Origin of the sequence: Yoonia sp. (assembly GCF_014859355.1) — a bacterium.
In the GTDB taxonomy this organism is placed as follows: domain Bacteria; phylum Pseudomonadota; class Alphaproteobacteria; order Rhodobacterales; family Rhodobacteraceae; genus Yoonia.
In genome coordinates this window covers 19741-43932 of the sequence record NZ_JACUUJ010000025.1, presented here as the reverse complement: position 1 = coordinate 43932, position 24192 = coordinate 19741, and the positions used below count along the sequence as shown (strand labels likewise).

The window sequence follows — 24192 nt, the reverse complement described above, 5'->3', positions numbered from 1 at the left end:
TGGCCCAAGTCTTCCAAAGCCAGCGCGACGCGCCCGAGCAAAGCGGAAAGATATGGCTGTGATTGCGGGACATGTTCAAGTGTCATAGTCGGCCAACCACACTTTCGATACACTGTTTCATGCTGGCAGTGGAAAACGGTTTTTTGATAATATTGTTCAAACCTAATGCCTTTCCCTTTGTCACCATCTCGGGCGTTGGGTTGCCTGTCACTAGAATAAAGCCAATGCGCGCCGTTGATCTGTTCTGCCGCAGTGCTTGGAGCAGGGCCAACCCATCCATGCCCGGCATGTTATAATCAGACAATACAAGGTGGACCGGGTCCGCCACCAGCTTGGCCAGTGCTGTCTGGCCATCATTTTCGGCCTGGTTCTTCCAGATACCTATTTCTTCAATGGCCTGAACCAACAGCCCGCGGCTGACACCCATATCGTCAACCACCATCACACGTAAAGAATCTTTCAGGCTCATGTTTTGTTATTCCTTTTTGGGAAGATTTGCTTTTTAGGCGGTTGTGTTGATTTTCTGATAGGTTGTGATGCCAGTGCTTTTGAAATGCTGTGCTGCTGGCCCCGAAAGCCTTTCCGAATGACCGATCATCAAATAGCCCCCCGGCGTCAGCGCTTGTTCAAAACGCGCCCACAGATTTGACTGTGTATCTTTGTCAAAATAGATGGCGGCATTGCGGCAGAAAATCACATCAAATTTCCGCTTCATTGGCCATGCTTCGATCAGGTTCAATTGACCGAACGTGACAATGGCACGCACATTTTGCTGCACCGTGAAATGGTCTGGCGAATCTGCAATCTTACTGACCATGATGTCGCGAAACACTGGCGGAATCGCATTCAACTGTTCGTTCGGGTAGCGCGCAGCGCGCGCTTGCCCAAGGATTGCAGCATCTACATCTGTCGCCAGCACCTTGATATCGTGCCTTTGCGCATCAGGAAAAGCGTCTAGGATCGTCGCTGCCATGCAGTAAGCCTCTTGCCCTGACGAGCAAGCCGACGACCAGAGCCGGATACTGCGGCCTGCCTGCGCCTTTTCAATCAGCTCTGGCATAATTTTATGACGCAAGGCATCAAAATGATGCATTTCACGAAAGAAATGCGTGACGTTCGTGGTCAGCGCTGACAGCAGATGGGGGTGTTCCGTCTCGCCTTTAGATGTCTGAATGAAAGCGCAATAGGTATTAAAAGAATCCATCTGTAGCGCGCGAAGCCGACGTGCCAGACGTGAATACACCAGCGCCTTCTTTGAAGTTTGCAAATGAAGACCGAACTTCCGGTTTGCCAGTTCTGCAATCATCGTAAAGTCTGCATCCGAAAACGCATATGCTTGCGGCGGACTGACATCCAAGGGAAGGGCGCTGAGCTGGGTCATGCCGCCACCGGTTCGGAATTTGTCAATAATGTCGACAGGTTGATCACTTTTGTCATGTCGTCGCCAACAGCGATTACGCCAAGGATCGCCCGCATCGTTGTATCATCAGGGCTGCGCGGCGTTTCGCGCACCATATCGGATCGGACACCCAGAATTTCTGATACTGACTCCACTAAAAGTCCGACAATGCGGTCTTCGATTGCGGTGATGATGATCACGTGACGCTCGGTCGGTGAAATGCGATCAAACCCAAGTTTTGCGGCCAGATCAATAATCGGAATGACTGCACCACGCAGGTTGATGACGCCCAGTACGTGGCTGGGAGAATGCGGCAGAATGGTCACTGGGGACCAGCGGCGGATTTCGCGGATTTGTGTGATTTCGATGCAAAAGTTCTGCCCGCCTGCAACAAGTGTCACGAATTCCAACTGTGTACCTTGGGTGTTTTCATCAGGCGGCGACATATGACCGACCTCCTTCTGTTGGTTGCGCGATTTGTGATTGGACGCTGGTAGTATTCGTTATCGCTTCGGGGTCGATGATCAGTGCAATCTTGCCATCACCAAGAATCGTTGCTCCTGAAACGCCAAGGATGTAGCCGTAGTTGCCCTGCAGGCTTTTGACGACAACCTGACGCTGATCGTAGATATCATCGACAGCCAGCGCGCATTGTGCGATGCTTTCGGTCTGGATCAGTAACAGGACCCTGTCCGTCAGCGGTCTGCCTGGCGGCGCATGGCCAAGTCTTTCGGCAAGGTCAATGATGGGAACATAATCCCCCCTGATCCTGAGCAGATCGTTATTCAAACCGATTTTCGACAGGTCAGTTTGCGAAGGGCGGATGGTTTCAAGGATATTGGTGATCGGCACTACCATTGTCTGACCACTGACATTGATGATCATCCCGTCCATAACCGCGAGGGTCAGCGGCAGCGTGATTGAAAATGTTGTGCCGCGTCCTGGCACGGTGCTGATTGCGACCCGTCCGCCCAAGCCGGTAATCGTTGTTTTGACGACATCCATTCCGACGCCGCGCCCGGAGAGGTTTGTGACTTCTGCGGCAGTGGAAAACCCGGGCGCAAAAAGAAGTTGATCAATTTCCTGATCGCTCAGGATTGTGTCATCCGCGATCAACCCCTTTTTGATGGCGGTGTCGCGGATTTGCGGTCGGTTTAGGCCAGCGCCATCATCAGCGATTTCGATCACAATACTGCCAGATCGCTGGCTGGCTGACAAACGTATGATGCCCTGCTGCGCTTTTCCCGATTTGATGCGTTTTTCCGGTGACTCAATTCCGTGGTCGATCGCGTTGCGGATCATATGCGTCAATGGGTCAGCCAGACGTTCTATGACGGTCTTGTCAACTTCGGTAGTCTCGCCCTCTGTGATCAACACGACAGATTTTCCCGTCGCGTCTGATGCTTCGCGGGCGATGCGCAACATGCGCTGGAACAAGGGTTTGACTGGTTGTGCGCGAATTGCCATCACGCCTTCCTGAATTTCGCGCGCAAGGAGCTTGTAGTCGTCAAGATCAGCAAAAAGTTCTGACGAATTTGGCAGCGCCGCTTCTTGCAATCGTTGAGAGATCACTGACTGGTTGATGATCAACTCGCCCACGGCATTGATCAGCCGGTCAATACGTTCGGGATCGACGCGTAATGTTGTCGTGGGCTTGATGGCCGTTCGTTCTGCTTGTTCGTCTTTCAGTCCCCTTTGCGGCGCATCTGTTGTCGGTCCGCTTTCAGGTTCGGGTTGTGGTGGGTGATCTGGGAATGTCGTCTGCGCAAAGGGCGCGCATTCATTGTTTTCGATCCTGAGATCGCAAAGGTCATCTACGAATTGAAAAATTTCGCGAATTGGCAAGTCTGAAACCGGTCCTGAAAGGGTGATTGTCCATGTCAGATAACCGTCGTCCCAATGGAGGTTAGAAAAGTTGTTTGGCAAATCGTTGGCTGTCACACAGATCTCTGTCGGGCCAAGATCCTGGATCGCCAAGATCAGAAGGAGCGGATCATGACCAAGCGCATAAAATGTGCGCCCGGGAGTGAACGAAATCCGGTAAACTGGAGAGGTATCATCCTGCCCCCCCAGATCCAGCGACATAGGCTCGAACACGAATTCATCTGTCGCAGTGTCCTCTTCGGGGCCGAGGAACGCCTGAAGTTCGGCCAAAACCGGATCGACAAGGGCGCGGTTCGCGGGTGTTGCATTGCGGGCATTATCGACCAAATCCGCAAGCATATCCCCTGCGCGTTGCAACGTGCGGAGCAAGCTGTCATCGGGTGCCAAGCGTTGCGCGCGCACGTCATCCAGCACCGTTTCAAATTTATGCGCAAAGTTAACAAGGTCATCGAGCGCAAAGGCACCTGCCGCGCCCTTGATCGAGTGCACTGCGCGGAAAACGGCATTAATGGTCTCATTGTCTGCCTGCCCGTCGCGCATTTCTGTCAGGCCATCGGATAAGGCGATGATCAAATCTTCGCATTCTTCGAAAAACGTATCGAGCAGTGATGGTTCATTGTTCATTGTCACCCCCCCGTCAAACGCTTGATCACTGCGACCAGCGATTCGTCATCAAAAGGCTTGACGATCCAGCCTGTTGCACCAGCTTTGCGCGCGCGCTCCTTCAAGGCGGCCCCGCTTTCGGTGGTCAGGACAAGCACGGGTACGGCACGGTTCCTGTCGCCATGGCGGATATCCTCAATCACACCAAAACCATCTTTGTTGGGCATATTCACATCGGTAATGACCAGATCGGCACCTTGATCGAGATATTTATTGACGCCATCAACGCCGTCGACCGCCGTAGTTACACGAAATCCCGCTTTTTCAAGTGTCAGGGACAGCAAACTGCGAATCGTGCGCGAATCGTCGATGGCAAGGATATGTGTTGTCATGCAACGCCCTCTTTTTCCGTCAGCAAATCATCAAGTCCGAGTGCCCTCAGGCTGTCGCGAAACCCTGGCGAGGGCGCGACCAGCTTGAATGGCACACCTTGCGCTGCCCAGATGGTGGCCGCAATTTTGATCAATTGCGCCGCCAGCCCGCCCAGCCGCGTCACGGATGCACATTCAAGGATGACCGGGGTGCCGCCTGACTGTTGCAGAAAACCATGCAGGTTCTGACAGTCTTCGATTTTCATGATCGGCGGCAGATCAAAAGTTCTTGTGTCCAAAGTCATTGTCGAGCGGTCCAATCCAACTGGCATAGTCACAACCAGCTTTATGGATCCGGTGACTTAATTTGGCGTAAACAGGACCGGAAAATGCCGGACAAGGGCACGTTTCCCAAATGGTGGAAAGATAAACGCCCTGACAACTGTAATGGCGTCAGGGTTGAACATGGTGTTGACGGGCTTTCAACCTGATAGGTTGGGGCCTATTCTGACGATTCAGGTTGTCACGTCGGGCTCTGACCGGTCGAGATGTCCGCGAAAATCTGCCAGCGCCAGCGTGGCGGCGCGCACGGCATCCAGTTTTGCCGGATTATTCAGATCATCGGCGCTATAGGCCTCCAGATAGCAGCGGATCGTCGCGCCTTCGGTGCCGGTGCCGGATGTGCGCAACACGGCGCGCGCGCCGCCCTCATACCAGATGCGCAGGCCCTGATGCGCGCTGACAGAACCATCAACGGGATCAAGATAGCTGAATTCATCGCAAGCCTTGACCGTCAGGTCGCCGAACATCTGCCCCGGCAGGGTGCCAAGCCGGGCGATGACGCCCTCAAGCAAGGCTTGCGCGGCCTCGGTTGGCACCGCTTCAAAATCCAGCCTTGTATAGTAGTTGCGGCCATAGGTTTGCCAGTGATCGGCCAGCAGTTCGGCCACGGATATCTTGCGCGCGGCCAGAATATTCAGCCAGAACAGCACCGCCCACAGCCCGTCTTTTTCGCGGATATGGTCCGACCCGGTGCCGGCGCTTTCTTCGCCGCAGATCGTGACCCGGCCCGCATCCAGCAGATTACCAAAGAATTTCCAGCCTGTCGGGGTCTCAAAAATGCCGATGCCCAGCTTTTCGGCCACACGGTCTGCCGCCGCGCTGGTGGGCATCGACCGCGCGACACCGGCCAGACCGCCCTGATAGGCAGGCACCCGCGTGGCATTGGCCGCCAGCACCGCAAGACTGTCTGACGGCGAAACATAGGCCCCGCGCCCCACGATCATGTTGCGGTCGCCATCGCCGTCGGACGCTGCGCCAAAATCGGGCGCGTCCGGCCCCATCATGCGGTCCATCAGATCATGCGCCCAGACAGGGTTGGGGTCGGGGTGGCCACCGCCGAAATCGGGTGACGGCGTGCCGTTGACGACGCTGCCCTTGGGCGCGCCCAATGTATCCTCAAGGATCGCATGGGCATAGGGGCCGGTGACGGCGTGCATCGCATCGAAACTGATGGTGAACCCGCCCGCAAACAGTGCGCGGATTGCGTCGAAATCAAAGATCGACCGCATCAAGGCTTCATAATCGGTGACGGGGTTGACCACGGTGATTTTCATCCCTGCCAGCGTCTGTGTGCCTTCGGTTGCAAGGTCCACATCGTCGGCATTCACGATATCATAGCCGTCGATGGTTTCGGTCCGCGCAAAGATCGCGTTGGTCACGCTTTCGGGGGCAGGGCCGCCGTTGGGGGTGTTGAACTTGATCCCGAAATCTTCGTCCGGGCCGCCGGGGTTGTGGCTGGCTGACAGGATGATCCCGCCATCGGTTTTGTTCAGACGGATCAGATGCGATGCGGCAGGGGTGGATAGCAGACCGTCGCGGCCCACGATGATATGCGCCGCCCCATTGGCAGCGGCCATTTTCAGGATCGTCTGGATCGCACGTTTGTTGAAATAGCGCCCGTCGCCACCCAGCACATAGGTCTTGCCCGCCGCCCCGCCGATGCCGTCAAAGATGGCTTGCACGAAATTTTCCAGATATCCGGGCTGCATGAACACACGGGTTTTCTTGCGCAGGCCGGATGTGCCGGGTTTCTGGCCGCTGATCGGTGTGGTGGCGATACGTGTCATTTCTGCTCCCCCTTGTGATATTCCAGTGTGATGGCGATGACGCTGGCGGCCTGAATGGCAGCACAGGTTTGATCATGTTCCACCCGTTTGTGGCCGGTCGGGTTGCCGGTGTCGATGTGGCGCACCCACTGCGCGCCGGGTGGTGCATCGGGCAGTTTGACCTGCGCACGCTTGCCCGCGCGGTTAAAGGCGATGACAACCACGTCGCGGTCGTTTTCCGTCAAAGTCGTTTCCGCCGAAGGGCGCTTGATCAGGCAAAAGCGTGACAGGGCAGGGTCGCGCCATTCCAGCGGGTGACCATCAAAATCGGTCCAGACGACATCGGGCAACCCATCGCTGGTGCGGGTGCGGCTGTGCAGGAAGTGCGATTGCCGCAATGTCGGATGGTCGCGCCGAAAGGCCGCCAGCCGCACGACAAAATCGGTCAGCGCCCGGTCGGGGGTGGCCCAGTTGATCCAGCCTGTGTCGTTGTCCTGACAATAGGCATTGTTGTTGCCGTTCTGGGAATTGCCGATTTCATCCCCTGCCAGCAGCATCGGGGTGCCTTGGGACAAAAACAGCGTGGCCAGCATGTTGCGCGCGCGCCGCCCCCGCCGGGCGAGGATCACCGCATCTTCGGTTGGCCCCTCGACCCCGCAATTGTCGGAATAATTCGCCGAATGCCCGTCGCGCCCGTCTTCAAGGTTGGGTTCATTGTGGCGTTTGCTATAGGCGCAGGTATCGGCCAGCGTGAAACCATCGTGACTTGTCACGAAATTAACCGACGCCCATGTCCGCCGCCCGCTGCGATCAAAAATATCGGCCGACCCCAGCAGTTTTGACCCCAGTTCCTGTGTGGAATGATCATGGCCTTTCCAGAACCGGCGGGTTGTGTCGCGGAACGTGTCGTTCCATTCCGAGAATTCAGTCGGGAAATTGCCCAGCTGATACCCTCCTGGCCCCAGATCCCAGGGTTCCGCGATCAGCCGGACCTGTGATAAAACCGGGTCTTGCCGCAGTGCATCAAGGAAACCACCGTTGGGATCAAAACCATAGCTTTCGCGCCCCAGTGTTGTTGCCAGATCAAACCGGAACCCATCTATGCCCATCTGCGTCACCCAGAACCGCAGGCTGTCGGTGACCATGCGCAGGACATGCGGGTTGATCATGTTCAGCGTGTTGCCGGTGCCCGCGTCATTGACATAATAGCGCGGCTGCCCGCCAAGCAGCCGGTAATAGCTGGCGTTGTCCAACCCGCGAAAGCACAGGGTGGGGCCGCGGTGGTCGCCCTCGGCGGTGTGGTTATAGACAACATCAAGGATCACCCTGATCCCGCCCGCATGGAATTTCTGCACCATCTTTCGAAAGCCGATAAAGCCTTCGGGGCCGAAATAGCGCGGTTCGGGCGCAAAGAACCCGATGGTGTTATAGCCCCAGTAATTGCGCAGGCCCTTTTTGACCAGAAACCCGTCATCGGGAAAGGCATGAACCGGCAGCAATTCAATCGTGCTGACGCCGATTTTGTGCAGATGGTCGATGACCGCGTCTGACGCCAGCCCCTCGTATGTGCCGCGCAGATGTGCCGCGACGTCTGGGTGCAGTTGGGTCAGGCCCTTGGCGTGCGCTTCATAAATCAGTTCTGACGTGGGCGCGTCGGGCAGGGGGGCCATAGCAGGCAAAAACAGATCGGGGTGCGAAATGACGGATTTCGGCACAAAAGCTGCGCTGTCGGTCGCGCTGAACGACAGATCGTCACCGGCGACGTCATAGCCATAGATTTCGGGCGCATCGGTGAAACGGCCATGAAATTCGCGGGTATAGGGGTCAATCAACAGCTTGTTGGAATTGAACCGATGCCCTTGATCGGGGGCGTAAATTCCGTGCGCGCGATACGCGTAAAGCGTGCCATATGGCAGGCCGGGCACATATCCGTGCCAGACCGGACCGGTGCGTTCGGGCAGGGGGATGCGCTGCGTTTCGGTTTTGCCATCGGGGGAAAACAGGCACAGGTCGATCCGCGTGGCATGTGCGGAAAACACCGCGAAATTCGCGCCGTCGCCATCATGTGTGACGCCCATCACCTTGGGCGTGCCGCTATTGATCGCAAAGCGGGTCATATCAAGGCTTGAAACAGCGTCTGATAGGCCCGCGCGGATGTTTCCCAGCCGACCGATTGCCGCATGGCACGGCGCTGCATCGCGGCCCAGACTTTGGGTTGCGCAAACAGATCGCAGGTGCGCGCAATGGCCTGTTCCAGCCCCATCGCGGTGACGGGCGCAAATTGCACACCCGTGGCGCAGCCGGCATCAAGGGCGGCCAGATTTGCATCGATCACCGTATCGGCCAGCCCGCCGGTGCGTGCAACCACCGGAATGGTGCCATAGCGCAGCCCGTAAAGTTGCGTCAGCCCGCAGGGTTCAAACCGTGACGGGATCACAATGGCATCCGACCCTGCCTGCATCAGATGCGACAGGCTTTCGTCGTAGCCGATGATCACGCCAACCTGTCCGGCATGACGGCTGGCCGCATCGGCAAAGGCCTGTTCCATCCCCTTGTCGCCCGTGCCCAGCAGCGCCAGTTGCGCACCGTGGGCCAGCAGCGATGGCAGCACCTCTAACAACAAATCCAGCCCTTTTTGCGTGGTCAACCGGCTGATGACGCAGAACAACGGGCCAGCGTCTGGCGTCAGGCCAAAGCGGTCTTGCAGTGCAGATTTGTTCTGCGCCTTTTTCCGCAGGTTGCGGGCAGAATACGGTGCCGCAATGGCCGGATCGGTTTCGGGGTTCCAGACATCCAGATCAATACCGTTGACGATCCCCGTCAGGTCGGCACGGCGCGCCTGCATGACGCCATCCAGCCCCATGCCGAAACCCGGGTCCATCAGTTCGCGGGCATAGGTGGGGCTGACAGTGGTCACCTTGCTGGCCAGCATCAGCCCGCATTTGAGAAAGCTGAACCGCCCGTAATATTCGCCCTTATCCACCGTGAACATGTCGGCGGGCAGGCCCAGCGGGGCCAGCACATCGGCGTCAAACACGCCTTGAAAGGCGATGTTGTGGATCGTCATGACTGTGGGCACCGCGCTGCCCGCCGCATGCAGATAGGCGGGCACAAGCGCCGCCTGCCAGTCGTGCGCATTCACCAGATCGGGCACCCAGCCATCCAACGCACCCATGGCGATCTGTGCGCCGACCTGCGAAAGCGCGCCGAACCTCAGCGCGTTGTCGGGCCAGTCCGTGCCATCGGGACCAAGGTAGATATTGCCCGCGCGGTCAAACAGATGCGGCGCGTCGAGCAAAAACAGGTCTAGCCCGCGCGCGGTAACCGCCACCACCCGCGCCGGACCACCCAGTAGATCGGGCAGGGGCAGCACCTCGCGGCCCCGGGCCAGTTCAGCCGATAGGGCGGGGTAGGCGGGCAGCAAAATACGCACCTTTGCCCCCAGCGGCGCCAGCGCTTTTGGCACCGCGCCGATGACATCGGCCAGACCGCCGGTTTTGATAAAGGGCGCACATTCGGACGCCACAAAAAGGATATTCATCTAGGTTTCCAAAGCATCAATCATCTTTTTTGTAATCAGGCATATCCCGTTTTCGGTGCGGCGGAAACGCTTTGCATCTGCGGCGGCATCTTCGCCCACAACCAGACCTTCGGGAATTTTCACGCCTCTGTCGATCACCACATTGGTCAACCGCGCCTTGCGGCCGATTTCGACATAAGGCATCGCTATCACGCCCTTTAATTCGGCATAGGAATGGGTGCGCACGCCGGTAAACAGCAGGCATTGGTCCAGCGTCGATCCCGAAATGATACAGCCCCCCGACACCATCGAGGATACCGCATGCCCCCTGCGGCCTTTTTCGTTGTGGATGAATTTTGCAGGCGGGGTCAGTTCCGAATAGGTCCAGATTGGCCATTCGTTGTCATAAAGGTCCAGTTCCGGTTTGAAATCGGTCAGGTCGATATTGGCCTGCCAGAACGCATCAATGGTGCCGACATCGCGCCAGTAATCCTTTTCTTCCAGCCCGGTGCGCACGCAGGACCGGCTGAAGGGATGCGCGATCGCCTTTCCGGTAGCGACGACCTTGGGGATGATATCCTTGCCGAAATCATTGTCGCTTTCGGGGTTTTCGGCGTCTTCGCGCAGCAGTTTGAACAGGTATTCTGTCTCGAACACGTAAATGCCCATACTGGCCAGCGCATGATCAGGGTCGCCCGGCATCGCAGGCGGATCGCTGGGTTTTTCGACAAATTCCAGAATGTTGTCGTTGTCATCCACATGCATCACTCCAAAGGCGCGCGCTTCTAGCCTTGGGACCTCGATGCAGCCGACGGTTACGTCTGCGCCGCTGTCCACATGGTGTTTGATCATCAGCGAATAATCTTGCTTGTAAATATGATCGCCGGCCAGAATGACGATATATTTTGGCGCATACCCGGCAATGATATCAATGTTTTGCGTCACCGCATCGGCGGTGCCGCGATACCAGTTGTCTTCGCCCAGCTGCTGGCTGGCAGGCAGGATATCAAGGCTTTCATTGCGTTCGGCGCGAAAGAATGACCAGCCGCGTTGCAGGTGCCGGATCAGCGAATGCGCCTTGTATTGGGTGGCCACCCCGATGCGGCGAATGCCGGAATTGACCGAATTGGACAGGGGAAAGTCAATGATCCGCGTCTTGCCGCCGAAATACATCGCCGGTTTGGCGCGGATATCTGTCAGTTCATACAAGCGGCTGCCGCGCCCGCCCGCCAGAATAAAGGCCATGGATTGTTGTGCTAGGCGCTGTGATTCTGTATCCATAATGGTCTCTCCTCCCAAAGAGTTCAGTCTAATGTGAAAATCAGCGTGGCAAGCGGCGGCACTGTCACAACGATGGAATGCGGCCGCCCCGATGCGGCAACGTCTTCGCTGTGCACCCCACCCAGATTGCCCAGGCCGCTGCCGCCGTATTCCGCCGCGTCGGTATTCAGCCGTTCGGCCCAGAACCCCGGTGCAGGCACGCCCACGCGGCGGCCATGCCGGGTGACGGGGGTCATGTTGCAGATCACCAGTGCCGGTTTGCTGCCGTCCTTGCCAAGGCGCAGCCAGATAAACAGTGATTCCGCGACAGCGCCGCCTTCGACCCAGTCGAAACCTTGCGCCTTGGTGTCCAGTTCATGCAGCGCAGGTACCGCACGATAGGTCGCGTTCAGGTCGCGCACCAGCGTCTGCACCCCGCGGTGCAGGTCATTGTCCAGCAAATGCCAATCAAGGCTGCTGTTGTGGTTCCATTCGCGCCCTTGGGCAAATTCGCAGCCCATGAACAACAGCTTTTTGCCCGGATGCCCCCACATGAACCCCAGATAGGCGCGCAGGTTGGCGAATTTATCTGCCCCGTCGCCGGGCATCTTGTCCAGCAGCGACCCCTTGCCGTGCACCACCTCGTCATGGCTGATCGGCAGCACAAAGTTTTCCGAAAACGCGTAATGCAGCCCGAACGTCATCTTGTCGTGGTGGTATTTGCGGTTGATCGGGTCTTCGGCCATGTAACGCAGGGTGTCATTCATCCAGCCCATGTTCCACTTATACCCAAACCCCAGCCCCCCCTGATTGGCCATGCCGGTGACACCGGGGAATGCGGTGGATTCCTCGGCGATCATCGCAACGCCGTCCACTTCGGCATACACGGTGGTATTGGTCGATTGCAGGAATGAAATGGCTTCGAGGTTTTCGCGTCCGCCGTATTGGTTGGGCACCCATTCGCCATCCTTGCGCGAATAGTCGCGATACAGCATCGAGGCCACAGCATCGACGCGCAGTCCGTCGATGTGGTGTTCGTCCAGCCAATACAATGCGTTGGCGGTCAGGTAATTCGCCACTTCGCGGCGGCCATAGTTGAACACCAGCGTGTTCCAGTCAGGGTGGAAACCCTCGCGCCGGTCGGCGTGTTCATAAAGGGCGGTGCCGTCGAACCGGCCCAGCCCATGCGCGTCTTCGGGAAAATGCCCCGGCACCCAGTCAAGGATCAGGCCGATGCCCGCGGCATGGCACGCCGCGACCAGGGCGCGGAATTCGGCCAGTGTGCCGTGCCGGATCGTGGGGGCGAACAGGCCCACGGGCTGATAGCCCCACGACCCGTCAAAGGGAAATTCCGAAATCGGCATCAGCTCGATATGGGTAAAGCCAAGATACTTGACGTAACCCACCAGATCATGCGCCAGTTCATCGTAGGACATGGGGCGGTTTCCATCCTCTGGCACGCGCCGCCATGATCCCAGATGCACCTCGTAGATCGACACAGGCGCATCGACTGCAATTGCCTTTCTGCGCCGCGCCAGCCAATCGGCATCGGCCCAGTCGCACCCGTCAAGGCGGCGCACGATGGATGCCTGCGCTGGTGGATGTTCAGATCCGAACCCGAAAGGGTCGGCCTTTTGCGGCAGCAGCGTGCCATCGGGGCCAAGCAGTTCGTATTTGTAACGTTCGCCTTCACCGATGCGCGGGATGAAAATTTCCCATACCCCCGTCGCGCCGCGCCTGCGCATCACGTGTCGCCGCCCGTCCCATGTGTTGAAATCCCCCACCACCGACACGCGGGCCGCATTGGGCGCCCAAACCGCGAAATGCACGCCAGCCACGCCTTCGTGGATCATCACATGCGCGCCCAGCACGCGCCACAGTTGGTGATGCGCGCCTTCACCGATCAGGTGTTCGTCCAGTTCCCCCATGACCGGGCCAAAGGCATAGGGGTCTTCGGTTTCCCATATGTGCCCGTCTGTCGTGATCCGCAGAACATAGGCAAAGCGGGTCTTGCGCCGCGCCGCCACACCTTCGAACAGACCGTCGCCATGGGGTGTCAGCTCCATGATCCTGCGCGCGGTTGCGGCATCCAGCACGTCGATCCGGTCTGCGCCGGGAACATAGGCGCGCACCACCCATGTGCCCGCGATCTGGTGCAGGCCCAGCCGCGCAAACGGGTCATGACACGTGCCTGATGTGATCGCTGCAATTTCTGCCTTGGTCAGCGTGGTCATCGTGTCCCCCCGTTCGCTCAAAGCAAGGACTTTGCGCCCCAGATATCACGGGCATACCCCGCAATCGTGCGGTCGGAACTGAACCAACCCATGCGGGCGGTGTTCAGTGCGGCCTTGCGCACCCATGTGCCCTGATCCTTGTAATCTTGGTCAATCGCGCGTTGCATGTCAAAATATTCATCGAAATCAGCGGTGACGAGGAAATAATCGTGGTCATAAAGCATGCCCAGAATATCGCCGAACACGGCATCACCGTTTGAAAAGACACCATTTGCGATCTGGCCTAGCACGCGGGTCAGGCGGGGGCTGTCGCCAATCGCGCGGCGGGCGTGGTCGGGTTCATTGCGACGGGCGCGAACCTGATCGGCGCTCAGCCCGAACAGATAGAAATTATCCGCCCCCACATGGTCGCGGATTTCCACATTTGCCCCGTCCAGCGTGCCGATGGTCAACGCGCCGTTCAGCGACAGTTTCATGTTACCGGTGCCCGATGCCTCTTTGCCCGCCGTGGAAATCTGTTCCGACAGATCGCACGCCGGGATCAGCATTTCCGCCATCGAGACGTTGTAGTTTTCGGGGTAAACCACCTGCAACCAATCCCGCGTGACCGGGTCGGCGTTGATGGTGCGCGCGACGCTGTTGATCAGGTAAATGATGGATTTCGCCATCGCGTAACCCGGTGCCGCCTTGCCGCCGAAAATCTTGACGCGCGGGGTCCAACAGGCGTTGGGGTCATCACGCATATCGTTCCAAAGGGCGATGGTTTCCAGAATATTCAGCAACTGGCGTTTGTATTCATGGATCCGCTTGATCTGGATGTCGAACATCGCGTCAGGGTTCAGGATTGCGCCGTCGCGGTCCTTCAGCCAGTCGGCCAGCCGCGCCTTGTTGTCACGTTTGGCCACGCCGAATGCGGCCTGAAACGCCGGATCGGCGATATGCGGTTCCAGCCCTTTCAGCTGTTCCAGATCGCTGATCCAGACATCCCCGATGGTGTCGGTGATCAGCCGGGACAGCGCGGGGTTTGCACCATGCAGCCAGCGGCGCGGGGTGATGCCGTTGGTCTGGTTGATGATCCGGTCGGGATAGGCGCGGTGCAGGTCGGCGAAAACCGTCTGTTTCACCAGTTCGGTATGCAGCGCTGAAACCCCGTTAACCTTATGCGCCATGACAAAGGCCAGTTCGCCCATCTTCACGCTGCCATGTTCAAGAATATGCGTGCCATTGGCCGCGACAGTTTGGTCATGGATGTGGCAGATGATCTGATGATGCCGCGGCAGGATGTGGCGGAACATGTCCTCGTGCCAGCGTTCCAGCGCCTCGGGCAGCAGGGTGTGGTTTGTATAGCCAAGACAATCGCGCGCCAGCATGATGGCCGCGTCAATTTCAAGCCCGTGGTGATCCACCAGCAGGCGGATCAGCTCTGGCCCGGCAAGGGCAGGGTGGGTGTCATTGAGCTGGATCGCCACATGATCGGCCAGCGTATGAATGGCAAAGCCTTCGGACAGGAACCGCCGCAGCAAGTCCTGCAAGGACGCAGCGGTAAAGAAATATTCCTGCTTGAGCCGCAGCGCCTTGCCTTCGTTTGTCGTGTCGTCGGGGTAAAGCACACGGCTCAGCGTGCGCGCCAAAGCCTCGGGGACGGATGCGCCGATATAGTCGCCGCGATTAAAGGCGGCGAGATCGAAAAGCACCGTGGGCAGCGCCGCCCACAGCCGCAAGGTGTTCACCCATCTGGCCTGCCAGCCGACGACAGGCGTGTCGTATGCTTGCGCGATGACGGTTTCGGCCGGGTGCCACGTTGCCTTTCCGTTTTGATCGTCCACGTGGCCGCCAAACCCGATGTGATAACGCACTTCGGGGCGTTCAAATTCCCAGACATGCTGTTCTTTCAGCCAGCCTTCGGCGGTTTCAATCTGGCGACCGTCCTGAAAATGCTGCGCGAACAGCCCGTGTTCATAGCGGATGCCATAGCCATAGGCGGGGATGCCAAGGGTGGACAGGCTGTCCAGAAAACACGCCGCCAACCGGCCCAGCCCACCGTTGCCAAGTGCGGCATCGGGTTCTGTGGCGACCAGCGCGTGATAATCCTGCCCCAGTGCCGCCATGGCAGCGGCGGCGATATCTTCCAACCCAAGGTTGGTGGTGACATCCTCGATCAGCCGCCCGATCAGGAATTCCATTGACAGATAATAGACCCGCTTGCCCTTGGCTGCATAGGTGGCGCGGGTGCTGTCGAACCATGGGTCCACCACATGGTCGCGCACCGCCAAAGACAGCGCGACGCGCCAGTCATAGGCAGAGGCATTGGCAGGGTCTTTGCCCAAGGATGTTTTAAGGTGGTGGTTGATTGTTGCGCCAAAGGCGTTGGTGGTCGGCAATGGCATGGTGTCTTTTGGCATCAACAAACGGTCCCTGGTCGCAATGTTCCATTGCGACTAAGAGGCAATAAAAGCGCTTTGAAAAGGTCAAATCGTAAAAAAATGCAGCCGGGGGGCGAAAGGTGGGTCAGACCCACCCTACGTTACCTCATGCCAGATAGCGGTTAAACCACGCCAGCGTGCGATCCCACGCCAGTTCGGCCATTTCTTCATCATAGCGCGGGGTGCTGTCATTGTGAAAACCGTGATTCACGCCCGCGTAGATATAGCCCTCATATGTCTTGCCATGTGCCTGCAATGCCGCCTCGAACGCGGGCCATCCTGCGTTGATTCGTTCATCCAGTTCCGCGTAATGCAGCAAAAGAGGTGCCTGAATTTTCGGCACATCCTCGACTGCGGCCTGTCGTCCGTAGAACGGCACCGAAGCCGCCAATTCGGGATAGGCCACCGCCAGCGCGTTGCACACACCGCCACCATAGCAAAAGCCCACAGCGCCGACCTTGCCGGTGCTGTCGTCGCGTTCCAGCAAATGTTCAAAACCAGCAAAGAAATCATTCATCAGCTTTTCACCGTCCACGGTGCTTTGCAGTTCGCGCCCTTCGGCGTCGTTGCCCGGATACCCCCCGACCGATGTCAGGCCATCAGGCGCCAGCGCCATGAAGCCGGCCTTGGCCAGCCTGCGCGCGACGTCTTCGATGTATGGGTTCAGCCCGCGGTTTTCATGGATCACCAGAACGGCGGGCAGGGGGGCAGTGGCATTGGCGGGTTTGACAAAATAACCGCGCACCGCGCCATGCCCGTTGGGCGATGGGTAGGTGATATATTCCGGCACAATATCAGGGTCGTTGAATGACACCTGTTCGGCCAGCGCGTAATTCGGGCTGAGCATCGTCAACAGGGCGGCCGCCGTCACGCCGCCAACGGCGAATTTGCCCGCCTTGTCCAGAAATTCCCGTTTCGAGATTTTACCGTGGGCGTAATAGTCATAAAGTTCGATCAATTCCTGATCAAAATCCTTGGCGGTCATACGTGTCATGGCGTGGTCTCCTGTTGGGAATGATGGCCTGTGTCAAGTCTTAAAGGATACTAGGGCGCTCAGATCATCGGGCAACAGGATATCAGCGTTCAGGCGTCGCGCCACTGCCCCGGTATCAGATCATCAATCGCCCAGTCCCCCACACGCCACCGCACCAGTCGCAGGGTGGGAAAGCCGATATGCGCCGTCATCCGCCGGACCTGCCTGTTGCGCCCTTCGCGCAAAGTGATCTCGATCCAGCGATCTGGCACCGATTTGCGAAACCGCACCGGCGGAACACGAACCCAAAGCGCAGGTGGGGCGATCAGTCGAACCTGCGCAGGCCGTGTCGGGCCGTCTTTCAACGTCACGCCAGCACGCAGTGGTTGCAGATCGGTGTCGTCCGGCGCGCCTTCGACCTGCACTAGATATGTTTTGGCCAGCTTGTGTTGCGGGTCTGCGATCTGCGCCTGCAAGCGGCCATCATCGGTCAGCACCAACAAACCTTCGCTATCGCGGTCAAGCCGGCCAGCGGGATAGACCCCGGGCACATCGATGAAAGCGGAAAGCGTCGGGCGCGCCTGCGGGCTGCCCGCATCGGTGAATTGCGACAGAACGCCAAAGGGTTTGTTGAACAGGATCGTGCGGGCCATGGCATTGATCATATCCTACCGTTTTGGTCCGGGTCCACCGGCAACCGCCTTTGGCGCGCCCGAACCACGCCCAAACCACCCCTGTGCAGCAGGGAGATATGCACTGATTTTACGCAAGCCATGACGTCAGTGCATAGCATTGAATTTAATTGATAATATCGCGATTTTTGGCACGACGCCGAACTAATTTATCAGTGGTGGCCATTTGTGAAAAAAATCCCTTGCATCGAATCCCGACTTGCCCCAAATGCGCATTCATAGACGCCAACGCACGCGCCTCTGGCCGGTGATAGTCAACGCACACGTGTTTACGTAGCGACGGTAACGTCTCTTTTGGAACTGAGCGGTCTGAGGCGGTATAAATCCGTTATGGCCGGGTCTACAGGAGATGACCCATGACTGTACACTTTGCGCCGCAAGCGGCACCCTTTGCTATTGCCCAACAATCCCGTCTAGACAGCTATGTTGCATCGCGCAGCTTTGACAAGCCGACGCTGGTGATGGACCTTGATCGCGTGTCCGACCAGTTTCGCGCGCTGCGCGCTGGGCTGGGTCGTGCTGATATACACTATGCCGTCAAGGCAAACCCGGCCCGTGAAATCATCGCGCGGCTGGTGGACCTTGGGTCGCATTTTGATGCCGCATCGCGGGCTGAAATCGCACTGTGCCTGGCCGAAGGTGCGGCACCGTCCGACGTGTCGTTCGGCAATACGATCAAGCGCGCCAGCGACATCGCATGGGCCTATGCCGAAGGGATCACCCTGTTTGCCGCCGACGCCGAGGAAGAGCTGGAAAAGATCGCCGATAACGCACCCGGCGTGTCCGTCTATATCCGCCTGATCGTGGAAGTTTCTCAGGCCGACTGGCCGCTGTCGCGCAAGTTCGGTTGCGATCGCGATACCGCCCTGCGCCTGCTGGATTATGCCAAATCGTTGGGCCTGAACCCGGTTGGTTTTTCCTTTCACGTCGGCAGCCAGACCCGTCAGGCGGCCATGTGGGCCCCCACGCTGGACGCAATGGCGATCATTTGGAACGATGCGCGCGCGGCGGGTCATGACCTGTCGCTGATCAACATCGGCGGTGGTTTTCCCGCGTTCTACGGCGAAGAAATCGACGCGCCGACCGCCTATGCCGCCAAGGTGATCGACATGGTCGAAGCCCGCTTTGCCGGTGCGGCAAAAATCATGGCCGAACCGGGCCGTGGCATGGTGGCCGAGGCTGGCGTGATCGTGTCCGAGGTGATGCTGGTCAGCCGCAAATCCGACCGTGACATGCACCGCTGGGTCTATCTGGACATTGGCCGTTTTTCCGGTCTGGCCGAAACCGAAGGCGAGGCGATCCGCTATCAGTTTGAAACCGACCGCGATGGTGATGACATGGGCCCTTGCATTCTGGCCGGACCAAGCTGCGACAGCGCCGACGTTCTTTATGAAAAGCGCCCAGTGCTGCTGCCGCACAGCCTGAAATCAGGTGACCGGGTGCTGATCCGCAACACTGGCGCCTATACATCGACCTATTCGTCGGTGTGTTTCAATGGCTTTCCACCGCTGGACGTGGTGGTCATCTGATCGGGGCAGCGGCACACGGTATACAGCTGTGTGCCGCTAACCTTTTGTAAATCCGTAATTTTTATTTACAGTTGCGAAAACACCGCTAGTTTAGGCATCAGACACTTATGCAAAGGCTGGCCTGATGCCCCCAATTGCCGATCATCCCCTGCGTTACGCGATGGCCAACGAACTGCACGCGCGGCCCTTTCCCACCGTGGAAACGCCCAGCCGTGCGGCCTATCTGGCGATCAAGCCTGCTGAAAATGCAGCGGGGCGTGATCGGGGCGCAGATCGCGCGCATCTGATCGACCTGCTGGACAGGTTCGGCGCCCAGCACCCGCAGCCTGATGCAACGCATTATTTTGGGCAGATCGGCAAACATTTCCTCAAATGGGAAAGCCACACCGAATTCGTCACCTACACGATCTTTGGGAAGGGGTTGGCCGAACGCCCCTTTGACGCCGCCACCTTTGCCGTTTTCCCCGAGGATTGGCTGGCGGCCGCCCCCGGCAGCCGTGTGACATCCGCCCTGATCCGGATCGAGGAGGCAGACGGCGATGACGGGATCAGGGAAAAGGTTGATGACTGGCTTGTTCCTGAAAGTCTTGCCATCAGCCGCGTGCTTGAAAATGACCTGGTGCTTGCGGGCGATTTCCGGATCGATACGGCAGGGCATATGCGGTTCGCGGTATTTGCCCGCCCCGGCACAGGCAACCGGCGTGTCGGGCGCGTGGTGCAGCGCCTGTGCGAAATCGAAACATACAAAGCGATGTCGATGCTGGGGCTGTCGCGCGCGCGCGCGCTCAGCCCGCAACTGTCCGCAATTGACATCACGCTGACGCGCCTTTTGGGCGATATGTGCGGCCCGATTGCCGAACCGGCCGCGATGCTGCAATCGCTGCTAGAGGTATCGGCAGAGCTGGAAAACATCGTAGCGCAATCGTCATTCCGCTTTGGTGCGACGGGGGCCTATGAAACCATTGTTCACCAGCGCATCGCAGTGCTGCGCGAAGAACGCTTTGGCGGGCGGCAGACCTTTAGCGAATTCATGATGCGCCGCTTTGATCCCGCGATGCGCACTGTAAAATCGACCGAACGGCGCCTGCAGGCGATGTCAGACCGCGCCCTGCGTGCGGGCGATCTGTTGCGCACGCGGGTCGATGTGGAACGCTCGGCGCAAAATCAGGAACTGCTGACCAGCATGGACCGCCGCGCCGATCTGCAATTGCGCCTGCAACGCACGGTCGAAGGGTTGTCGGTGGTCGCCATCAGCTATTACGCTGTCAATCTGGTGCTGTATATGACCGGACCACTGGAAAAAACGCTGGATATCCCCAAAACGGTGATGGCCGCAATCGCGACGCCTTTCGTGCTGTTGATGGTGTGGTTTCTGGTCAAACGCATCCGCGAAAAGGTTGAAAAATAACGCGCGGCAATCCGCAAGGCGATGGTTTGTGTTGATCCTTTCCTATGCTATTGACCCGAAAGCGATGACACGAAAGCGGGCGATGACAGTCTGGGGCAGGGCGATTGTGCTGACGATCTGGGGCGGGTGTGCGGCGGCGCAAAACCTGCCCGCACCCGTCACCGACGACTTATTCGCGCCTGTCCGGTTCGAAGAGGCCTTGCTGGGCCAAAAACTGTTTTACGACCCGATCCTGTCGGGCAATCGCGAAGTTTCCTGCGCGACCTGCCACCACCCCGCCTTTGGCACCAGCGATGGCCTGTCGCTGGGGATCGGCGACGGGGGCATCGGGCTTGGCCCTGACCGCGTGGCCGACCCTGCCAACATGCCCGAACAACGCATCCCCCGCAACGCGCCGGGCCTGTTCAATCTGGGGGCGCATGAATTCAGTGTCATGTTCCACGATGGCCGGATCGAGACGGACCCCAGCCGCCCCGGCGGTCTGCGCACCCCGCTGGATGCCGATATGGTGACGGGGTTTGCCTCTCTCTTGGCGGCGCAAACGATGTTTCCGGTGCTGAGCCCCGATGAAATGGCAGGCCATTACAGTGAAAACGACGTTGCCGCTGCCGTGCGGCGCGGCGTGATCACCGGGCCGGGCGGCGCGTGGGATATCATCGCCCGCCGGGTTGCGGATATTCCGGTCTACGCGGATGATTTTGCCGCTGTCTATGCCCATCTGGACAGCCCTGACCAAATTGATTTTGTGGATATCTCCAACGCCATTGCGGCTTTTGTGGCCTTTGAATGGCGGTCGGATACGGCCCAGTTTGATGCGGTGCTGCGCGGGCAGGCCACGTTGCCGGAACCGGCGGCGACAGGCATGGCGTTGTTTTACGGTGATGCGGGCTGCGCGTCTTGCCACAGTGGGCCGTTTCTGACCGACCATGATTTTCACGCCATGGGCGCCCCTCAGATCGGTCCGGGCAAGGCCGCGCGGTTTGAAACCCACACCCGCGACGAAGGCCGGTTTCGCGTCACCGGTAGGGCAGAGGATCTTTATGCGTTTCGCACACCATCGCTGCGCAATGTTGCGCTGACTGCGCCCTATGGTCATGCGGGGGCGCATCGTGATCTGCGTGGCTTTGTGCGGGCGCATGCAGACCCTGTTGCGGCGCTGCAAACCTATGATCTGGCGGCGGCTGTTCTGCCTGACCTGCCGGTGGATGATGCGAAAGGGTTGGAAAACAGCGATGCCATTGCGGCAGCCGTCCAATATCGCGTAGATCTGCGCGATGTGGACATCACCGCATTGTTGGCGTTCCTCGATACACTGACTGATCCGGTGGCCCTAACTGGGCGGCTGGGTGTGCTGCAAACAGTGCCAAGCGGTCTGCCGGTGGCGCAGCCCAGTGCGCAAGGACCGCAATAACGCCAAAGGCTGAAAGGCAGGTACGAATGGCACATGACATGCGCGCAGAGGCATTGCGCATTTTTCAGGCGGGGGTGGCGGCGGCCAACCCTGTGGCGGCGGTGTCCGCTGCACTTGACGCGACAATCACGCCGCCTGCGCTGATCGTGGCGTTGGGCAAGGCAGCGGGGTTGATGGCACAGGCGGCGCTGGCCCGGTTCCCGGGCACGCCCACTTTGGTTGTGACCAATCATGAAAACGCGACCCCGATCGAGGGGGCAAAGGTCTTTGCCGCCGGACATCCGGTGCCGGATGACAACGGCGCGCAGGCTGCACAGGCTGTCATTGCGGCGCTGCGTGCCACCGATGGTCCGGTGCTGGCGTTGATTTCAGGGGGCGGGTCGGCCCTTTTGCCTGCGCCCGCAACGCCGCTGACACTGGCGGATAAGCAGCAAGTCAATGCGGTATTGCTGGCCTCTGGCCTTGATATCACCGGCATGAACCTGATCAGGCAGCAATTGTCTGACCTCAAGGGGGGTGGTTTTTTACGGCAGGCGGCGCCGCATCCGGTGACGGCGCTGATCCTGTCGGATGTGGTGGGCGATGATCTGTCGGTGATTGCCAGTGGCCCAACCGTGGCCCCCATCGGCACAGCACAGGATGCGGTGACGCTATTGCAGGCGCGCGGGCTGTGGGAACGGGTGCCGCAAGCGGTGCGCGATCATTTGCTGGCCCCCGGGCCTGCGGTGGATTTGCCCAATGCCATCAACATCCTGATCGGATCGAACAGCCAAAGCGTGGTGGCCATGGCGGCGGCGATGCCTGACGCGCATGTGATCGCTGATCCGGTCATAGGTGATGTGCGCAACGCGGCGCGGTTGATCTGCGGCGCGGCCGGACCCGGTGTCACCTTGTGGGGCGGGGAAACCACGGTGCAGCTGCACGGCACCGGACGCGGCGGGCGCAATCAGGAACTGGCGCTATTGATCGCGCAAGAGGCCGCAGCGCGCGGTTGGGCGGCATGGGCCTGCCTGCAAGGCGGCACAGACGGGCGCGACGGGCCAACCGATGCGGCGGGTGGTCTGGTTGATCAGGGCACGCTGGGCCGGATCGCGGCAGCGGGCGGGGATATTGACGCGTTTCTGGCCAATAACGACAGCTATGCGGCACTTGGCCTTGCCGGTGATTTGCTGATTACGGGGGCGACGGGCACCAATGTCGCTGATCTGGGTGTGCTGATCCGTCGGGAATGACGCCAGCCTTGGCTTAGGGCCACCCGGTGTCGGGTGGCCCTTTTGTTTCAGTTCAGGTCAGCCGCATAGGCGGCATCAAACGCGGCCACGGCTTCGGCCACGGCTGTGGTCATGGCTTCAAGGATACGGTCGCCGCCATCCACATTGGCGCGGAACCAATCCTGCACTGGTGCGGCTGCTTCGGCAAACAGCGCCTTTTCTTCGGGGGTCGGCACATAGATATCGCCACCACCTGCGACGAATTCTTCATAGGCGGCGATGGATTTACGCTTGGGCGATGCGAATGTTGCCTGCTGCAATTCGGCAAAACCATCCACCACGACGCGGCGCAGATCCTCTGGCAGGGCCAAGAAGTTGTTGTTGTTCATCCACCACAGCGCACCCATATAGGCGTGCCCGTCCAGTGTAAGGTATTGCAGGCCGGCATCGGGGAATTTCATGCCCATAATGTCGGTGATGCCGTTTTTGGTTCCTTCAACAACGCCGGTTTGCAGCGAAGTGAACAGTTCGGGCCATGGAATCGGCGTGGGCGATGCACCCAAGGTGCGGGTCAGTTCCTGCGGCAAATCGGCGACCACAGTGCGGATTTTCAGACCGGCCAGATCACTGGGCGTCTGCACCCGGCGTTGGGTGTTGGCAAAGTTACGCCAGCCGCCGGTGTTGCCGATGGTCATCAGGCGGATCGTGTTGTCGGATGTTTCCAGCGCCATTTCGCGCATGGTGCGCACGAAATCACCTGTCAACACATGTTCAGCGATCCGGTCGTTGGCCATCAGATAGGGCAGGTCAAGCACCTGCACGTAGGGGAAAATGCCCGCCGCCCCGCCAGAGGTTGAAATATAGACATCAATCGACCCTTCAGCGACGCCTTCAAGGCATTCCGCGCCGGTCGCGCAAAGCTGGGTGCCGATGAAAAGTTCTACCCCGATGCGCCCGTTTGATGCGGCTTCGACGTAGTTCTTGAACACGACCAGACCGTCGTAATCTTCGTCATCGGTATTTGAATTGGCTGTGGCGCGGATTGTGAAATCCTGTGCCCAGCCGGCCAGCGGTGTGGCCAGCAGCGCCGCGGTTGCCGCGATTTTGGTGAAATGTTTGAACATATGTTCGTTCTCCCTTTTGGTGACTTGGGTGCCGGGGTAAAC

The 24192-nt window shown here is 58.8% G+C and carries 19 protein-coding genes; 4 read left to right on the top strand and 15 right to left on the bottom strand.

The annotated features are described in order from the left end of the window. Positions 1 to 82: 82 nt before the first annotated feature. From IBX59_RS10290 to IBX59_RS10225, 14 genes are all read right to left on the bottom strand, one after another. Positions 83 to 469, bottom strand: a complete 387-nt coding sequence (locus IBX59_RS10290; protein ID WP_296375164.1) for a response regulator — start codon at positions 467 to 469, stop codon at positions 83 to 85. A gap of 33 nt (positions 470 to 502) precedes the next feature. After that, entirely contained in the window at positions 503 to 1381 is an 879-nt protein-coding gene (locus IBX59_RS10285; RefSeq protein ID WP_296375162.1) for a protein-glutamate O-methyltransferase CheR, read from the bottom strand. Beyond that, entirely contained in the window at positions 1378 to 1845 is a 468-nt protein-coding gene (locus IBX59_RS10280) for a chemotaxis protein CheW (RefSeq protein WP_296375159.1), read from the bottom strand. The genes IBX59_RS10285 and IBX59_RS10280 overlap by 4 nt, the downstream gene beginning before the upstream one ends. Continuing rightward, the gene (locus tag IBX59_RS10275; RefSeq protein ID WP_296375158.1) at positions 1832 to 3907 is read right to left on the bottom strand and encodes a chemotaxis protein CheA; all 2076 of its coding nucleotides are present in this window, start codon (positions 3905 to 3907) and stop codon (positions 1832 to 1834) included. Before IBX59_RS10275 ends, IBX59_RS10280 begins: the two co-directional genes overlap by 14 nt. Positions 3908 to 3909: 2 nt before the next feature. Continuing rightward, positions 3910 to 4278, bottom strand: coding sequence for a response regulator (locus IBX59_RS10270; RefSeq protein ID WP_296375155.1), 369 nt, complete (start codon positions 4276 to 4278; stop codon positions 3910 to 3912). Next, positions 4275 to 4562: an STAS domain-containing protein gene (locus tag IBX59_RS10265; RefSeq protein ID WP_296375153.1), complete on the bottom strand. Its 288-nt coding sequence runs from the start codon at positions 4560 to 4562 to the stop codon at positions 4275 to 4277. The genes IBX59_RS10270 and IBX59_RS10265 overlap by 4 nt, the downstream gene beginning before the upstream one ends. A 210-nt stretch (positions 4563 to 4772) precedes the next feature. Continuing rightward, positions 4773 to 6386: an alpha-D-glucose phosphate-specific phosphoglucomutase gene (locus tag IBX59_RS10260; RefSeq protein WP_296375151.1), complete on the bottom strand. Its 1614-nt coding sequence runs from the start codon at positions 6384 to 6386 to the stop codon at positions 4773 to 4775. Further along, complete coding sequence (gene glgX, locus IBX59_RS10255) at positions 6383 to 8482, bottom strand: glycogen debranching protein GlgX (protein ID WP_296375150.1); 2100 nt, start codon at positions 8480 to 8482, stop codon at positions 6383 to 6385. The genes IBX59_RS10260 and glgX overlap by 4 nt, the downstream gene beginning before the upstream one ends. After that, on the bottom strand, positions 8479 to 9906 hold the full coding sequence (glgA, locus tag IBX59_RS10250; protein WP_296375148.1) for a glycogen synthase GlgA: 1428 nt from the start codon (positions 9904 to 9906) through the stop codon (positions 8479 to 8481). The genes glgX and glgA overlap by 4 nt, the downstream gene beginning before the upstream one ends. Further along, on the bottom strand, positions 9907 to 11166 hold the full coding sequence (gene glgC / locus IBX59_RS10245; RefSeq protein ID WP_296375146.1) for a glucose-1-phosphate adenylyltransferase: 1260 nt from the start codon (positions 11164 to 11166) through the stop codon (positions 9907 to 9909). A 23-nt stretch (positions 11167 to 11189) separates the two neighbouring features. Then, the gene (gene glgB, locus IBX59_RS10240; RefSeq protein WP_296375144.1) at positions 11190 to 13379 is read right to left on the bottom strand and encodes a 1,4-alpha-glucan branching protein GlgB; all 2190 of its coding nucleotides are present in this window, start codon (positions 13377 to 13379) and stop codon (positions 11190 to 11192) included. 17 nt (positions 13380 to 13396) lie between these two features. Then, the gene (locus IBX59_RS10235) at positions 13397 to 15781 is read right to left on the bottom strand and encodes a glycogen/starch/alpha-glucan phosphorylase (RefSeq protein WP_296375142.1); all 2385 of its coding nucleotides are present in this window, start codon (positions 15779 to 15781) and stop codon (positions 13397 to 13399) included. A gap of 127 nt (positions 15782 to 15908) precedes the next feature. Further along, positions 15909 to 16796 (bottom strand): YghX family hydrolase, encoded by an 888-nt coding sequence (gene yghX, locus IBX59_RS10230; protein WP_296375139.1) that lies wholly within the window; start codon positions 16794 to 16796, stop codon positions 15909 to 15911. A gap of 89 nt (positions 16797 to 16885) precedes the next feature. After that, positions 16886 to 17428, bottom strand: a complete 543-nt coding sequence (locus tag IBX59_RS10225) for a pseudouridine synthase (RefSeq protein WP_296375137.1) — start codon at positions 17426 to 17428, stop codon at positions 16886 to 16888. Between the two features lie 395 nt (positions 17429 to 17823). Between IBX59_RS10225 and IBX59_RS10220 the strand changes: the two genes are divergently transcribed. From IBX59_RS10220 to IBX59_RS10205, 4 genes are all read left to right on the top strand, one after another. Then, positions 17824 to 18996, top strand: a complete 1173-nt coding sequence (locus IBX59_RS10220; protein ID WP_296375134.1) for a type III PLP-dependent enzyme — start codon at positions 17824 to 17826, stop codon at positions 18994 to 18996. Positions 18997 to 19120: 124 nt separating this feature from the next. Beyond that, the gene (locus IBX59_RS10215) at positions 19121 to 20404 is read left to right on the top strand and encodes a DUF3422 family protein (protein WP_296375132.1); all 1284 of its coding nucleotides are present in this window, start codon (positions 19121 to 19123) and stop codon (positions 20402 to 20404) included. Between the two features lie 82 nt (positions 20405 to 20486). Then, entirely contained in the window at positions 20487 to 21815 is a 1329-nt protein-coding gene (locus IBX59_RS10210) for a cytochrome c peroxidase (protein WP_296375166.1), read from the top strand. Between the two features lie 26 nt (positions 21816 to 21841). After that, positions 21842 to 23047, top strand: coding sequence for a DUF4147 domain-containing protein (locus tag IBX59_RS10205; RefSeq protein ID WP_296375130.1), 1206 nt, complete (start codon positions 21842 to 21844; stop codon positions 23045 to 23047). A 47-nt stretch (positions 23048 to 23094) separates the two neighbouring features. Here the strand turns inward: IBX59_RS10205 and dctP are convergent, their stop codons facing one another. Further along, positions 23095 to 24150 carry a TRAP transporter substrate-binding protein DctP gene (gene dctP, locus IBX59_RS10200; RefSeq protein WP_296375128.1) on the bottom strand — a complete coding sequence of 352 codons (1056 nt, stop codon included), beginning with the start codon at positions 24148 to 24150 and terminating at the stop codon, positions 23095 to 23097. Between the last annotated feature and the right edge of the window lie 42 nt (positions 24151 to 24192).

Excerpts from the sequence above, each read along its gene's own strand:
- IBX59_RS10290 (WP_296375164.1), bottom strand. The coding sequence starts at position 469 with ATGAGCCTGAAAGATTCTTTACGTGTGATGGTGGTTGACGATATGGGT.
- IBX59_RS10285 (WP_296375162.1), bottom strand. The coding sequence starts at position 1,381 with ATGACCCAGCTCAGCGCCCTTCCCTTGGATGTCAGTCCGCCGCAAGCA.
- IBX59_RS10280 (WP_296375159.1), bottom strand. The coding sequence starts at position 1,845 with ATGTCGCCGCCTGATGAAAACACCCAAGGTACACAGTTGGAATTCGTG.
- IBX59_RS10275 (WP_296375158.1), bottom strand. The coding sequence starts at position 3,907 with ATGAACAATGAACCATCACTGCTCGATACGTTTTTCGAAGAATGCGAA.
- IBX59_RS10270 (WP_296375155.1), bottom strand. The coding sequence starts at position 4,278 with ATGACAACACATATCCTTGCCATCGACGATTCGCGCACGATTCGCAGT.
- IBX59_RS10265 (WP_296375153.1), bottom strand. The coding sequence starts at position 4,562 with ATGACTTTGGACACAAGAACTTTTGATCTGCCGCCGATCATGAAAATC.
- IBX59_RS10260 (WP_296375151.1), bottom strand. The coding sequence starts at position 6,386 with ATGACACGTATCGCCACCACACCGATCAGCGGCCAGAAACCCGGCACA.
- glgX (WP_296375150.1), bottom strand. The coding sequence starts at position 8,482 with ATGACCCGCTTTGCGATCAATAGCGGCACGCCCAAGGTGATGGGCGTC.
- glgA (WP_296375148.1), bottom strand. The coding sequence starts at position 9,906 with ATGAATATCCTTTTTGTGGCGTCCGAATGTGCGCCCTTTATCAAAACC.
- glgC (WP_296375146.1), bottom strand. The coding sequence starts at position 11,166 with ATGGATACAGAATCACAGCGCCTAGCACAACAATCCATGGCCTTTATT.
- glgB (WP_296375144.1), bottom strand. The coding sequence starts at position 13,379 with ATGACCACGCTGACCAAGGCAGAAATTGCAGCGATCACATCAGGCACG.
- IBX59_RS10235 (WP_296375142.1), bottom strand. The coding sequence starts at position 15,781 with ATGCCAAAAGACACCATGCCATTGCCGACCACCAACGCCTTTGGCGCA.
- yghX (WP_296375139.1), bottom strand. The coding sequence starts at position 16,796 with ATGACACGTATGACCGCCAAGGATTTTGATCAGGAATTGATCGAACTT.
- IBX59_RS10225 (WP_296375137.1), bottom strand. The coding sequence starts at position 17,428 with ATGGCCCGCACGATCCTGTTCAACAAACCCTTTGGCGTTCTGTCGCAA.
- IBX59_RS10220 (WP_296375134.1), top strand. The coding sequence starts at position 17,824 with ATGACTGTACACTTTGCGCCGCAAGCGGCACCCTTTGCTATTGCCCAA.
- IBX59_RS10215 (WP_296375132.1), top strand. The coding sequence starts at position 19,121 with ATGCCCCCAATTGCCGATCATCCCCTGCGTTACGCGATGGCCAACGAA.
- IBX59_RS10210 (WP_296375166.1), top strand. The coding sequence starts at position 20,487 with ATGACAGTCTGGGGCAGGGCGATTGTGCTGACGATCTGGGGCGGGTGT.
- IBX59_RS10205 (WP_296375130.1), top strand. The coding sequence starts at position 21,842 with ATGGCACATGACATGCGCGCAGAGGCATTGCGCATTTTTCAGGCGGGG.
- dctP (WP_296375128.1), bottom strand. The coding sequence starts at position 24,150 with ATGTTCAAACATTTCACCAAAATCGCGGCAACCGCGGCGCTGCTGGCC.